The 12,831-nt window shown below is 61.1% G+C and carries 10 protein-coding genes; 4 read left to right on the top strand and 6 right to left on the bottom strand.

The genetic code is table 11. From position 1 onward, the window contains the following. Positions 1 to 23 precede the first annotated feature (23 nt). Positions 24 to 1,559: an FAD-dependent monooxygenase gene (locus ACW9HW_RS12500; RefSeq protein WP_095192824.1), complete on the bottom strand. Its 1,536-nt coding sequence runs from the start codon at positions 1,557 to 1,559 to the stop codon at positions 24 to 26. A gap of 239 nt (positions 1,560 to 1,798) precedes the next feature. Continuing rightward, on the bottom strand, positions 1,799 to 3,991 hold the full coding sequence (locus ACW9HW_RS12495) for a TonB-dependent receptor (RefSeq protein ID WP_457400070.1): 2,193 nt from the start codon (positions 3,989 to 3,991) through the stop codon (positions 1,799 to 1,801). A 387-nt stretch (positions 3,992 to 4,378) separates the two neighbouring features. Here ACW9HW_RS12495 and ACW9HW_RS12490 point away from each other — a divergent pair, with 387 nt between their 5' ends. Then, positions 4,379 to 5,464 (top strand): DUF1615 domain-containing protein, encoded by a 1,086-nt coding sequence (locus tag ACW9HW_RS12490; protein ID WP_457400067.1) that lies wholly within the window; start codon positions 4,379 to 4,381, stop codon positions 5,462 to 5,464. A gap of 75 nt (positions 5,465 to 5,539) precedes the next feature. On the opposite strand, the gene ACW9HW_RS12485 is transcribed toward ACW9HW_RS12490, so the two are convergent. Beyond that, the gene (locus tag ACW9HW_RS12485) at positions 5,540 to 5,827 is read right to left on the bottom strand and encodes a hypothetical protein (protein WP_457400065.1); all 288 of its coding nucleotides are present in this window, start codon (positions 5,825 to 5,827) and stop codon (positions 5,540 to 5,542) included. A 283-nt stretch (positions 5,828 to 6,110) separates the two neighbouring features. On the opposite strand from ACW9HW_RS12485, the gene ACW9HW_RS12480 reads away from it, so the two are divergent. After that, a complete protein-coding gene (locus tag ACW9HW_RS12480; RefSeq protein WP_095192820.1) occupies positions 6,111 to 6,734 on the top strand; it encodes a glutathione S-transferase family protein in 624 nt (207 codons plus the stop codon). A gap of 128 nt (positions 6,735 to 6,862) precedes the next feature. Here ACW9HW_RS12480 and ACW9HW_RS12475 read toward each other — a convergent pair whose 3' ends face one another. Next, positions 6,863 to 7,303: a CBS domain-containing protein gene (locus ACW9HW_RS12475; RefSeq protein ID WP_008021710.1), complete on the bottom strand. Its 441-nt coding sequence runs from the start codon at positions 7,301 to 7,303 to the stop codon at positions 6,863 to 6,865. A gap of 328 nt (positions 7,304 to 7,631) precedes the next feature. On the opposite strand from ACW9HW_RS12475, the gene ACW9HW_RS12470 reads away from it, so the two are divergent. Next, on the top strand, positions 7,632 to 9,992 hold the full coding sequence (locus tag ACW9HW_RS12470; protein WP_457400064.1) for a DNA polymerase II: 2,361 nt from the start codon (positions 7,632 to 7,634) through the stop codon (positions 9,990 to 9,992). On the opposite strand, the gene ACW9HW_RS12465 is transcribed toward ACW9HW_RS12470, so the two are convergent. Together ACW9HW_RS12465 and ACW9HW_RS12460 are read right to left on the bottom strand one after the other, a co-directional pair. Beyond that, entirely contained in the window at positions 9,957 to 10,427 is a 471-nt protein-coding gene (locus tag ACW9HW_RS12465) for a DUF1810 domain-containing protein (protein ID WP_095192818.1), read from the bottom strand. The genes ACW9HW_RS12470 and ACW9HW_RS12465 overlap by 36 nt on opposite strands. 30 nt (positions 10,428 to 10,457) lie before the next feature. After that, a complete protein-coding gene (locus tag ACW9HW_RS12460; RefSeq protein WP_095192817.1) occupies positions 10,458 to 11,279 on the bottom strand; it encodes an aldo/keto reductase in 822 nt (273 codons plus the stop codon). Between the two features lie 747 nt (positions 11,280 to 12,026). Between ACW9HW_RS12460 and ACW9HW_RS12455 the strand changes: the two genes are divergently transcribed. After that, positions 12,027 to 12,764, top strand: coding sequence for a hypothetical protein (locus ACW9HW_RS12455; RefSeq protein WP_457400062.1), 738 nt, complete (start codon positions 12,027 to 12,029; stop codon positions 12,762 to 12,764). Positions 12,765 to 12,831 lie beyond the last annotated feature (67 nt).

Here is a 12,831-nt window from a genome sequence, read left to right as displayed (position 1 = left end):
CCCACATTGGTTTTGTAGTGGCCTTAGGATCTGCCAAAAAACGGCCGGATCCCGTGATCCCGGAAATACCGCGCAATCACCTTCGGATCCGAGCAGGTTTCGGCTATCGCCACATAGGTATCCGGCCGCAACAGATAAAACCCGTTGCGCCCAAGGCCCGCCGTTTCGAACGCCGGCCGCCAGTCGAATACATGCAGTGGCAAATGATGCTCGTGGCACCAGGCGATCATCTCGTCGCTGGTGTCGCCATACACATGCACCTGCCAGGTCGGGCATTTCAACGGTTCGAAATTGTCCCCCTCGCCATCGTGCGCCCAGGGCAGGCGGTCGCCGCCATGCACATGCCCGGCAACGCCCCTGCTCAACGGCATCCCACGGTAATTCAGGGTGATCTGCGACACCGTGCGAAAGAGGAATTCGCGAGACGTTTCAAACGAAGCCATTTTCGGCAGCAGGAACGGCGCCAGGCGCGTGCGCAGCAGGTCGGCCATGCGTCCTTCGGCGGTGACGAATGTGAAGACCCGGTCCGTGGTGGCTACCAGTTTGCGTGCAAACGCGATGCGTTCGGTTTCGTAGGTGGCGAGCAATTTGGCCTCTGCGCCGCCGCTCAACACCGCGGCGAGTTTCCAGGCCAGGTTGATCGCATCACCAATCCCCGTGTTCATGCCTTGACCGCCGGCGGGGCTGTGCACATGGGCGGCGTCGCCCAGCAAAAACGCGCGGCCGGTGCGGAAGTGATCCGCCACCCGATGGTGCACACGGTAGGTCGAGAACCAGTTCAACTGCTCGATCTTGACCTTCATGTGCTCGATGGCCCGGCTGCTGACGTCTTCGAATCGCAGGCCTTCGGCGTGTTCGGCGCGTTCGTCGCGGACCGTGCCGATCAGCCGCGCACGGCCTTCACCTGCCAACGGGAACACGGCAAGGAAATCCGCCTCATCGAGATCCAGGTGCAGTTCACCGTTGAACGTCGGCCCGCTGGCCTGTACATCGGCGACATAGAAAACCTGCTGATAAGTGCCGCCGGGGAATCCGGTGTCCAGGGTCTTGCGCACAATCGACCGGGCACCGTCGCAACCGGCCAGGTAACAGGCCTGGCAGATTTCCTGCTGGCCGTCGGGCAGGCGCAGCGTGGCGATGATGTCGTCGCCGGTTTCCTCGAACCCCAGTAACTCAGTGTTGCGCTCCACTGTGATACCGAAGGTCTCCAGGCGGTCGATCAGCAGCCGTTCGTGTTCGTCCTGGGGGAATATTTCGAGGAACGCATAAGGCGTGAGGCCTTCGCCAACGCGACTCAACGGCAAGCGTGTCACGGGTGCGCCCTTGACCCAGAAATTGGCCGCCGCCACGCGATGCCCCTTCTTGACTACGGCGTCCGCGAGGTCGAGCTGGCGATACAACTCCAGTGTTCGCGCCTGAACGGCCAGCGCCCGGGACGTGGTGCCGGGCGCTGAAGTTTTATCGATGATTCGTACTCGAATGCCCAGTTTGCTCAGCCACAGTGCCAGTACCAGTCCGGTCGGGCCGGCACCGGTGATCAACACGTCGCTACGTTGCATGACTTGTCCTCCTTAACGAGTGAAGCAAGTATGGTTCAAACAGGCAGGACAGCCAGGCCATGCGCCCAACGGAAAAACCTCCGCCGGCGATGCAACACTATCCACTGCAGGCGAGAGAGAGTTCTGTGGCGAGGGAGCTTGCTCCCGCTTGAGTGCGCAGCACTCACAAAAATCGCAATGGTTGTCCTATTTTTGGGACCGCTGCGCAGCCCAACGCGAGCAAGCTCGCTCGCCACAGGTCAGAAATCGATGGTGCCCGACAGCTTCGCCACCCGGGGTTCGCCCTGGGTCAGGAAGCCGCCCTGAGCCGATTCCCAGTACTTCTTGTTGGCCACGTTCTCGACGCCGAGGCGCAGGGTCACGTCTTTTTCCTGGACCTTGAAGGCGTAGCGGGCGCCGGCATCGAAACGGTTCCAGGTTGGCAGGCTCAGGTTGTTCGCCGCGTCGGCATACTGTCCTCCGGTGCGCAACATCCGCCCATTGAGCGCCACGCCTTGCAGGCCGGGCACGTCCCAGTCGACGCTGGCGTTGAATTGAAAGGTCGGTACGCCGATGGCGTGATTGCCGTCGTTGGCGCCGTCCTGGGTTTTCTTCAGTTCGGTGTCCATTACCGTCACGCCACTGAGCAGGCGCAGGCCCTCGATAGGCTCGCCGAAGACATTCAGTTCCACGCCTTTGTTGACCTGCTCACCCTTGTGCACGAAACGGGCGGTGGTGGCATCGATGACTTCGGTGTAGCCATCGGCCGGTTGCTCGATGCGATACACGCCGAACGTGGCGCCGTAGGTGCCCATGTCGACTTTCACCCCGGCTTCGAGCTGTTTGGAGCGGGCAGGGGCGAAGACTTCATTGCCGTTGACCACCACGCGCGAGCCCGAGGTGGTCGGAGCGGTCGGGCCTTCGGCCAGGCCTTCGATACGGTTGGCGTAGAACGATACATGCTCCCAGGGCTTGAACACGATGCCGTACACCGGGGTGGTGATCGATTCGTCGTAGTTGGAAGTCCGGGTGCCCGTGCCGTAGGCATAACCCTGGACCACCAGCTGTTGCCGACGCACACCGACGGTCACCAGCAGGCGATCATCGAAGAAGCCCAGGGTGTCGGACACCGCGCCGCTGCGTACGAAGGTTTTGCCGGTGATGCCCGGATCATGCAGGTCGCCACCGGAGAAACCACCCTGTGGCGCGGGCACATCGACCGGGTGGTAGATGTTGTTCGGATATTGGGTCAGGTCGAAATCGAAGGCGTTGCGCTGCTGGGTCCAGATGCCGGCCAGGCCGACGTTGAGTTGGTGGCTGACCGGGCCGGTGGCGAAGCGGCCATTGAGGCCGGCCATGGCGCTGGTGTTGTCCTCGTCGTGGGGAATGAACGAGCCGGTGGTGACCGAGCTGCCATCGTTGCCGACCAGGGTCGTGCCGTCGTAGTTGCCGACTTCTCGGGTGTGCTTGGCGCCGGCGGCGGCGTAGGCGGTCCAGCTGTCGTTGAGGTCGTACTCGACGCGGAGCATGCCGAAGGTGTCCTCGATCTGGGTGAAACCCCACTTCTGCGCATAGTTGGTATCGGCCGACGGCGCATCCGGGATGTGCGTGGCGTTGCCCAGGTTTACCGAGCTGCGACCACCATTGACGCGTTCTTTCGAATACACGAAATCGCCGGAAATGCGCAGGGCATCGCCGCGGTAATCAAGGCCGAGGGCGAACAGTTTGGAGCGCTGGTTTTCATCGTCGATGGCGGTGTCGCCTTCGCGCTGGGACAGGTTGAGGCGCGCACCGAAGCGATTGTCCTGACCGAAGCGCTGGCCAATGTCCAGGTGTTCGCCGATGCGGCCTTCATCGCTGATGTCCATGGTGAAGCGCCGCAACGGCGTTTCACCGGCGCGCTTGGGTTGCAGATTGACGCCGCCGCCGATGCCGGAGCCGGTCGGGGTCACGCCGTTGATGAAGGCGTTCGGGCCTTTGAAGACTTCCACGCGCTCCAGGGCGTCGGTGGAAATGATCTGACGAGGCAAGATGCCATACAGGCCGTTGAAGGAAATGTCGTCACCATTGAGCGGCAGGCCGCGAATCATGAAGGTCTGGGCCTGGTTGGAAAAACCGGAGGCCTGTCGCACCGAGGCGTCGTTGAGCAGCACATCACCCACGGTCTCGGCTTGCTGGTCGCGGATCAGTTCTTCGGTATAGGCGGTCACGCTGAACGGCACGTCCATCATGTCCTGGTTACCCAGCACCCCCAGTTGCCCGCCACGCGCGACCTGGCCACCGGGATACACCGGGGGTAGATCAGGGGGAACCGGGGCATCGGCGTTGACGTTGACGTTGTCCAGCACCAGCGGTTTGACGACGTCTGGCGCAGGGTCTGCGGCATGGGCAGTGACGGTCAGCGAGCAGAGCAGGGCGAGCAAGGTCGGGCGCAAGGGAGCTGGAGTAGTCATGTGTCGTTCCTGGGCGGCGCGCCGCCGATAAGAAAGATGTGACGGCGCGGTTACTCCATGCGCAAATGCGACTCCAGACACAAATGCTAGTCGTTACCAGTTGTATTGCACGAGCCGTTTGTCATTACGATGTGCAGGTAATGATTGGGGGGAGATGGACCTGCTGATAAATCCTGTGGCGAGGGAGCTTGCTCCCGTTGGGCCGCGAAGCGGCCCCAAAAAAATGGGACTGCTGCGCAGTCCAGCGGGAGCAAGCTCCCTCGCCACAGATTTTTCATCTGTCTCTTCTGCTGAGCACCTTTTGGCGCGGGAAATCGTCTCGGACATAGCCAGCACCTTGCCATCGGCCTTATGGTTGACCCGGCGTATCGAATCATCAGGAGCAACATGCAAGCCCATCGATTGATCATGAGCATCGCCGCATTGCTGGTGCTGGCCGGTTGTGGCAGCCAACGGACCCAGGAACCTCCGGCGCGCACGCCTGCCGAGGTCAAGGCGGAAATCCTGCGTCTGCTGCCGGCCAAAACCGTCGACCGCAAGGGCTGGGCCACGGATATCTATGCCGCGTTTGCGGCGCAGAACATCGCGCCGACCACGCAAAACCTCTGTGCGGTACTGGCCGTCACCGAGCAGGAATCGACCTTCCAGTCAGACCCGTCCGTGCCCGGCCTGGGCAGGATCGCCCGTGACGAAATCGACCGCCGGGCAGCCAAGGCGCACATTCCCGGCCTGTTGGTCAGTGGTGCGCTGCAGGTGCGTTCACCCAATGGCAAAAGCTACAGCGACCGGTTGAACGCGGCCCGTAGCGAAAAGGAACTGAGCGCGATCTTCGATGATTTCATCGGCATGGTGCCCATGGGCCAGACATTGTTTGCAGGCTTCAACCCGGTGCACACCGGCGGGCCGATGCAGGTCAGCATCGACTTTGCCGAGCAGCAGGCGAAGGACTATCCCTATCCGGTGGAGGGCTCGATCCGCCGCGAAGTCTTCACCCGCCGAGGCGGCATGTATTTCGGCATCGCGCATTTGCTGGGGTATCCGGTGAGCTACAAGCAACCGCTGTATCGCTTCGCCGATTTCAACGCCGGCTGGTACGCCAGTCGCAATGCCGCGTTCCAGAACGCCGTGAGTAGGGCGTCGGGTATTCCATTGGCCTTGGATGGCGATCTGGTGCGCTACGACTCGATCATGCCCGGTACCACGGAAAAGGCCGTGCGCACCCTCGGCAAGCAATTGGATATGCGTAATCCGACGATCAGGGACCAGTTGGAGGAGGGCAATACGTTGGCGTTCGAAAACAGCAAGCTCTATCAGCGGGTTTTCGAGTTGGCCGACAAGGCCGAAGGCCGGCGATTGCCGCGCGCGGTGTTGCCGGGGATCGTGCTGCAAAGCCCGAAAATCACCCGCAAACTCACCACGGCGTGGTTTGCCAAACGGGTCGACGAGCGTTATCAGCGTTGCATGGCGCGTTGAGGGCGGAACTGAAAAACACGAAAAAGCCCGGCTGATCAGGCCGGGCTTTTTGGGTAGTGCGGTTTAGCGATTTGTTTAGGCGACGGTGTTGCCTTTCAGGCGATCAGAACCATCAGCGGCGATGGTGTTGCCTTTCAGGCGGTCAGAACCATCGGCGGCGATGGTGTTGCCTTTCAAACGATCCGAACCATCGGCTGCCACAGCGCGTTTTTCGAGCAGGCGATCAGCGCCACCTTCAGCCACACGGCTTTCGATCAGACGATCCGAGCCGCCTTCAGCGACTACAGGTTGAGCAGAGGTCGCGGCGAAAGCGTTCACTGCGAAGATCGAAAAAGCGATGCTGAGAATGGTTTGGCGTTTCATGATCGTGTGCTCCGGGGGTATTTGGTTGGTATGGAGCAGATGTTACGCCGCACAGTTTTTAAGAGAACTTCATTGAGTTAATGGTGACTATTGACGTAGTCAATGGTTGGTTCGGTGATCCTTTGTGGGAGCGAGCCTGCTCGCGAAGAGGTCGTGTCAGTCGACATCACTGTTGAATGTCAGTCCCTCTTCGTCGGAACACCGCCCGGAGCCGGCTCGCTCCCACAGGTGGCGGCTTCTACACTGGATAATTGGCGCTGATCCCGTCAACCAGGAGGTGTGTATGTATCAACTCTACGGCCATCAGAACTCGGGCGCGGCGGCGATAGAGGCGGCACTGGAACTGTGTGAAATCCCCTACCGCTTCATCGATGTCGAGTCATCTGCACAGGCTGCCCAGGCGCTGGAGAAACTCAACCCGCTCAAGCAGATCCCGACGCTGCAATTGCCCGACGGCAGCATCCTCACCGAGAGCGCGGCGATCCTGATCCATCTCGGGCTGACGTTTCCTCAATCGAAGTTGTTGCCGGACGACCCCGCCGACCGCGACCAGGCCATTCGCGGACTGGCATTCATCGTCAGTAATTGTTACGCGGCCATCGGCATCATCGATTACCCCGAACGCTGGCTGGCCGAGGCAGACGAGGCGTCGCGGCACAACCTCATGACCGGTGCCCGTCAGCGCCTGCACTGGAGTTGGGAAGTGTTTGCCGACCAGTTTTCCGGTGAGCTGTATCTGGGGGACGAGACGCCGGGAGCGCTGGACGTGCTGGCGGCGGTGATCACGCGGTGGGCGGGGAGCCGGGAATATCTGCGTCGCGCCCGACCGGGATTTTTCGCCTGGCTGGAGCGAATCGACCGGCATCCCACGCTGGCCCCGGTCTTCGCCCGGCACTGGCCCGCCTGATCGCCACAAAACAAATGTGGGAGCGAGCCTGCTCGCGAAGGCGCAATGTCAGTCGCCACATGCATTGACTGATGCTCCGCTTTCGCGAGCAGGCTCGCTCCCACAGGGGGGATTTTCGCGTAGCTGAGCTATTCGCCGCGAATGTACTGCTCCAACTGGCGAATCAGTTCAGCCTGTTCGGCGATTGCTTCCTTGACCAGGTCGCCGATCGACAGCAAGCCGATCAACTTGCCGTTTTCCACCACCGGCAGGTGGCGCAGGCGCTTGTCGGACATGATGCCTAGGCAGGTATCGACGGTCTGGTGAGTGTCCACGGTGATCACCGGCGACACCATGATGTCGCGCACCGGGGTACCCACCGAAGAACGCCCATGCAGCACCAGTTTGCGCGCATAGTCCCGTTCACTGATGATGCCCAGCACCTCATCATTGTCCACCACCAGCAAGGCGCCGACGTTCTTTTCAGCCATCTTCATCAGCGCTTCCAGCACCATGTGATCAGGTTTGATCTGGTGCACTTCCTGGTTTTTCTGATCTTTCAACTTGAGCAGTTGCGCGACGGTTTTCATGGCGGTGTCCCGGGGTGTTGTCGTTGTCCTTGAAGAATCGTAGACCCGGGCCTTCAGGGCAAGGGCGAAAGCGGCAGATAACACGCAAAAAACGTCATTCAACGGTTTTTCTTACGAAGTTCTCCTGATCTGTGGCGAGGGCGCTTGCTCCCGCTGGCCTGCGGAGCAGGCCCAAAACCTGCTGACACGGTGTGTCAGACACACTGCGAAAAGCCATTTTACGACTGCTGCGCAGCCGAGCGGGAGCAAGCTCCCTCGCCACAGGGACCGCATCTGTCTTCAATGACGCGTAGAATTACCCCCTGAATCAAATCCGAGGTTTGCAGTGGTGGATTTACCCCAGGGCTTCGTCCTGACCCGGCATTGGCGCGATACCCCGGCGGGTACGGAAGTCGAGTTCTGGCTGGCGACCGATAACGGTCCCCGGCGCATCCGCCTGCCTCATCAGCCGTCGGTGGCGTTTATTCCGGCCAGCCAGCGCGAGCAGGCCGAGGTGCTGTTGCGCGACGAAAAGAACGTCGAGCTCAAGCCCCTGGCCCTGCAGGATTTCGAACACCGTCCGGTGCTGGGGCTGTATTGCCGGCAGCACGGCCAGTTGATGCGCCTGGAGACCGCGCTACGCCGGGCCGGCGTCGAAGTGTACGAAGCCGATGTGCGCCCGCCGGAACGCTACCTGATGGAGCGCTTCATCACCGCACCCGTCCGTTTTAGCGGTGCGCCGGGGGCCTATGACCTGCTGCTCGACGCGCAGATGAAACCCGACCCCGACTACCGGCCGAGTCTCAAGCTGGTGTCCCTGGACATCGAAACCACCGCCCAAGGCGATTTGTATTCCATCGCCCTGGAGGGCTGTGGCGAGCGTCAGGTGTACATGCTCGGCCCAGCCAATGGCGACGACAGCGCGGTGGATTTCCAGCTCGAATACTGCGAATCGCGCACTCTGTTGCTCAAGAGGCTCAACGACTGGTTCGCCCGGCATGATCCCGACGCCATCATCGGCTGGAACGTCGTGCAGTTCGACCTGCGGGTGCTGCACAAACACGCCCGGCAACTGGGTGTGCCGCTGAAACTGGGGCGCGGCGGCGAGGAAATGCAGTGGCGCGAACACGGTAACGGCAATCACTACTTCGCCTCCGCCGCCGGCCGGCTGATCATCGACGGCATCGAAGCCCTGCGTTCGGCAACCTGGAGCTTCCCGTCATTCAGCCTGGAAAACGTCGCGCAAACCCTGCTCGGCGAAGGCAAGTCGATTGATAATCCGTACCAGCGCATGGACGAAATCAACCGCATGTTCGCCGAGGACAAGCCGGCGCTGGCCAAGTACAACCTCAAGGACTGCGAACTGGTCACGCGGATCTTCGCCAAGACCGAGCTGCTGACGTTTCTACTGGAACGGGCCAGTGTCACCGGGTTGCCGGCCGATCGCATGGGCGGTTCGGTGGCGGCCTTCACTCACCTGTACATGCCGTTGATGCACCGTCAGGGCTTCGTGGCGCCGAACCTCGGCGGCAAACCTGCGCAAGCCAGCCCCGGCGGGTTCGTCATGGACTCGCAACCGGGGTTGTATGAATCGGTGCTGGTGTTCGACTACAAAAGCCTTTACCCCTCGATCATCCGAACTTTCCTCATCGACCCGGTGGGCCTGATCGAAGGGCTCAGGCATCCCGATGACGCCGACTCGGTACCGGGTTTTCGTGGGGCACGGTTTTCCCGTACCCGGCATTGCCTGCCCGCCATCGTCGCCCGGGTCGCCGAGGGCCGGGAAACCGCCAAGCGCGAGCACAATGCACCATTGTCCCAGGCGCTGAAGATCATCATGAACGCGTTCTACGGCGTGCTCGGCTCCAGCGGTTGCCGCTTCTTCGATACGCGTCTGGCATCGTCCATAACCTTGCGTGGCCACGAGATCATGTTGCGCACCCGCCAGTTGATCGAAGCCCAGGGCCACACGGTGATCTATGGCGACACCGACTCGACCTTCGTCTGGCTGCGTCGCGCCCACGGCCAACAGGAAGCGGCGCAGATCGGGCGCGCATTGGTGGATCACGTCAACCAGTGGTGGCGCGAGCACGTGCGCCAAGCCTATGGTCTGGAGAGCGCCCTGGAGTTGCAGTACGAAACCCACTACAAACGGTTCCTGATGCCGACCATTCGCGGTGCGGAGGAGGGCAGCAAGAAGCGTTACGCGGGGTTGGTCACGCGCGCCGACGGCACTGACGAGATGGTCTACAAAGGCCTGGAAACCGTGCGTACCGACTGGTCGCCGCTGGCCCGGCAATTCCAGCAGGAGCTGTACCTGCGGATCTTCCAGCGAAAGCCTTATCAAGATTATGTGCGCGAATATGTAGCCAAGACCCTCGCCGGCGAGTACGACGACCGCCTGATCTACCGCAAGCGCCTGCGGCGTACGCTCGATGACTACCAGCGCAACGTCCCGCCCCATGTGCGGGCGGCGCGCATCGCCGACGAGTACAACGACCACCAGGGCCGCCCGCGGCAATACCAGAACGGTGGCTGGATCAGCTACGTGATTACCGTCGCCGGCCCCGAGCCGCTGGAGATCCGCAGCGCGCCCATCGATTACGACCACTACATCACCAAACAGCTGCAACCGGTCGCGGACGCGATCCTGCCGTTCGTCGACGACGATTTCTCAACCCTGATTGGGGGGCAACTGGGCCTGTTTTGAGTCCAGCAGCGACAACGTCCAGTCATCCAGGATGCCGTGGAAGTACTGGTTCAAGGCTTGATGAAACGGACTGTCTTTGGGCGCGACCTGAGCGAACAGGGTCATCGATGAGTGAAACTTCAGGTCGTCCGGATGGCCGAAAATCGCCGCGACCGAGCGCTGCTGGATGTTCAGTACGTCATGGGTGCAACTGCGCAGCCTGGTTCCCAGCAAGGGATGGTCCAGATAGGCCTGAGCCTCCTCTCGGGAGCGAATCGCGAAGCGTCGGGACATTTCGCTGTCACCCAGCCCGGCAAGCTGCGGAAAGATGAACCACATCCAGTGGCTGCGTTTGTGGCCGGCGTTCAGTTCGGCCTGGACCCGGTCGAACACCGGGTCTTGCGCCTGGATAAAGCGTTGCAGGTTGAAGGTGTCCTTCTGATCGGTGCTTCTCATGGCGAAGCCCTCTGACACTCTCGGGGTGGCTCAGACCATGGCCAACCGCTGCTTGCGTTTGGGCGCGTGAAACGCTTGGTCCAGCGCCTCCAGATCCCCGGCTTCAAGTTGCAGCCCGGCAGCCTGGGCGTTGAGTCGCACATGCTCGGGGTGGACTGCCTTGGGGATGGCGATTACCCCTTTCTGGCGCAGCAGCCAGGCCAGCGACACTTGCGCAGGCGTGACGCCATGACGAGCAGCCACCTGCCTGAGCGTGGCATTGGCCAGCATCTGCCCACCCTGACCGATCGGACAGTAGGCCATGACGGGCATCGTGCGCTGCTGGCACCAGGGCAGTAAATCAAATTCTATCCCGCGGTCCTCCAGGTTGTAGAGCACCTGATTGGTGGCGCAGGTCGGGGTGTTCAGTTCCAGCAGATCATCGACGTCGAAATTCGACACGCCCCAGCGGCCGATTTTGCCGGATTCGCGCAGGCGTTCGAAGGCTTCGACGGTTTCTTCCAGAGGGTACTGGCCACGCCAGTGCAGCAGGTACAGGTCGATGTGATCGGTGCCTAGCCGCTTCAGGCTGCGTTCGCAGGCCTGGGGAATGCCTTGGCGGCTGGCGTTGTGTGGGTAGACCTTGCTGACCAGGAAGACCTTGTCGCGCTGGCCGGCGATGGCTTGGGCGACGACTTGCTCGGCGCCGCCCTCGGCGTACATTTCGGCGGTGTCGATCAGGGTCATGCCCAGTTCGATGCCTTGGCGCAGGGCGGCGACTTCCTCTTTGTATCGGGATTTGTCTTCGCCCATTTGCCAGGTGCCTTGGCCGATGGCTGGCACTTCGGTGCCGGCCAGTTGTTCTGTGCGCATGTTTGATTCCTTATGATCATTACTCCGGTTGGCATCAGGATAGTCCCTCGGGTTCCATCTTGGCGGCCTCTGGGCCGACCAGGCTGCTGTTGGATTGTGTGTATATCCATTTTTGCGGTAACGGCGGCTGGCGGTTTCGCCCTTACGGCGAGTCCCTTTTTCAGACGCCAAAAAGGAACCAAAAGGCTTTGCCCCAGCGTCCGGCCCCTCGCTGGGGCTCGGGGTTCCTTCGCTCCGGCATTCATCCGGGGGCATTGCCCTCCGGTTGGCTTCGCTGCACCTGCATGCAATGGGTTCGACTGCGTCGAACGGCGCTTCGCGCCAATCCCCGGATGAATACCTCCACTCAGCCTTCCGAAGGGGCGGGTGGATCAAGATCAAGAGCTTAAGGCGAGCTAACGCTCGGCCTGATGAGTGGTGAAAAGCGGGCGTACACCAATCTGTTTCTGTTTCTGCTTTTGCCTTTGTAGGAACAAGGCTTGCCCGCGATGGCGGCCTGCCAGCCGACCACTTTCTTGCAGATATACCCGGATCCCCTGTGGGAGCGAGCCTGCTCGCGAAAGCGACCTCGCGGCCGACCCTTTCCTGGCTGCTGTAACAATCCCTCAAACACGGCGCTCAACTGATTTTTCCCTGCCGATGATCGATTGATCCCTCCCGGCACTGCACTTTTTCGAACTGACCGGCTCTATCCATAGCCGTTGCAGCGAATCCCGCCGCACAGGAATGTGTCAGTCCCAATCCCTTATGGTTCGAGTGTTGCCCTTCAACCTTTGTCGATTTCGCCTGTTGGCCGGTCTGTTGCTGCTCTGTGCCAGCGGTTGCAGCCATCAGCCCGGCAACGATGTGTTCACCCAGTTGCGCGAAGGCAAACCCCAGGAGTTTCTGCAGACCAGCGTCGACCGCATGGCCACTCTGACCATGCGTGACAACCTCGACAGCCTCTATCTGCTGATGAGCAAGCTCTACCTGCGCAACCCCGATGAGTTGAAAAAGTCGGGTTTCCTCGACGCCCGCACCGCCGGCAAGCAAGTACGCATGGCCATCGAACAGCAACAGCCGCTACCCACCCTGGGCGGTAAAAAAGATCTGGCGGCGTTGCGCTTTGCCATGAGCCCGGAGTTTCTCGGCGACCGGGTCGGTGCGTTCATCTATGCCATCGGCAGCATGCTGGTCACCGCCCACGGCAATCGCCTGGAGTTCTACATGACGGACGCGATCAACCCGACGTTCGTCAGCAACGCCGCGCGCAACATCGAAATCGCCACCTGGATCCTGAGTCAGCGGCAGAACAAGGATGGCCAGCCCATGTTGTTCTCCAACGAAATCTCGGAGGAGGGCAGCAACCTGAGTTTTGCCGTGGAGTTCGGCAAGATCGTCGCGCGGCTGGACCTGTTGACCCAGATGCTGGATGAACGCTATCGGCGGATCGGCCTCAATTACGCTCAAAGTTTGCTTTTTCTGAATTTCCTTCCAGTCCAGTGAATCCCCCATAAATCCCTGTGGGAGCGAGCCTGCTCGCGAAGGCGTTGTGTCAGGCGCTTCATGTATT

Source organism: Pseudomonas sp. SDO5532_S415, from assembly GCF_054071155.1.
This window is presented reverse-complemented; position numbering and strand designations above follow the sequence as displayed.

Excerpts from the sequence above, each read along its gene's own strand:
- ACW9HW_RS12500 (WP_095192824.1), bottom strand. The coding sequence starts at position 1,559 with ATGCAACGTAGCGACGTGTTGATCACCGGTGCCGGCCCGACCGGACTG.
- ACW9HW_RS12495 (WP_457400070.1), bottom strand. The coding sequence starts at position 3,991 with ATGACTACTCCAGCTCCCTTGCGCCCGACCTTGCTCGCCCTGCTCTGC.
- ACW9HW_RS12490 (WP_457400067.1), top strand. The coding sequence starts at position 4,379 with ATGCAAGCCCATCGATTGATCATGAGCATCGCCGCATTGCTGGTGCTG.
- ACW9HW_RS12485 (WP_457400065.1), bottom strand. The coding sequence starts at position 5,827 with ATGAAACGCCAAACCATTCTCAGCATCGCTTTTTCGATCTTCGCAGTG.
- ACW9HW_RS12480 (WP_095192820.1), top strand. The coding sequence starts at position 6,111 with ATGTATCAACTCTACGGCCATCAGAACTCGGGCGCGGCGGCGATAGAG.
- ACW9HW_RS12475 (WP_008021710.1), bottom strand. The coding sequence starts at position 7,303 with ATGAAAACCGTCGCGCAACTGCTCAAGTTGAAAGATCAGAAAAACCAG.
- ACW9HW_RS12465 (WP_095192818.1), bottom strand. The coding sequence starts at position 10,427 with ATGAGAAGCACCGATCAGAAGGACACCTTCAACCTGCAACGCTTTATC.
- ACW9HW_RS12460 (WP_095192817.1), bottom strand. The coding sequence starts at position 11,279 with ATGCGCACAGAACAACTGGCCGGCACCGAAGTGCCAGCCATCGGCCAA.
- ACW9HW_RS12455 (WP_457400062.1), top strand. The coding sequence starts at position 12,027 with ATGGTTCGAGTGTTGCCCTTCAACCTTTGTCGATTTCGCCTGTTGGCC.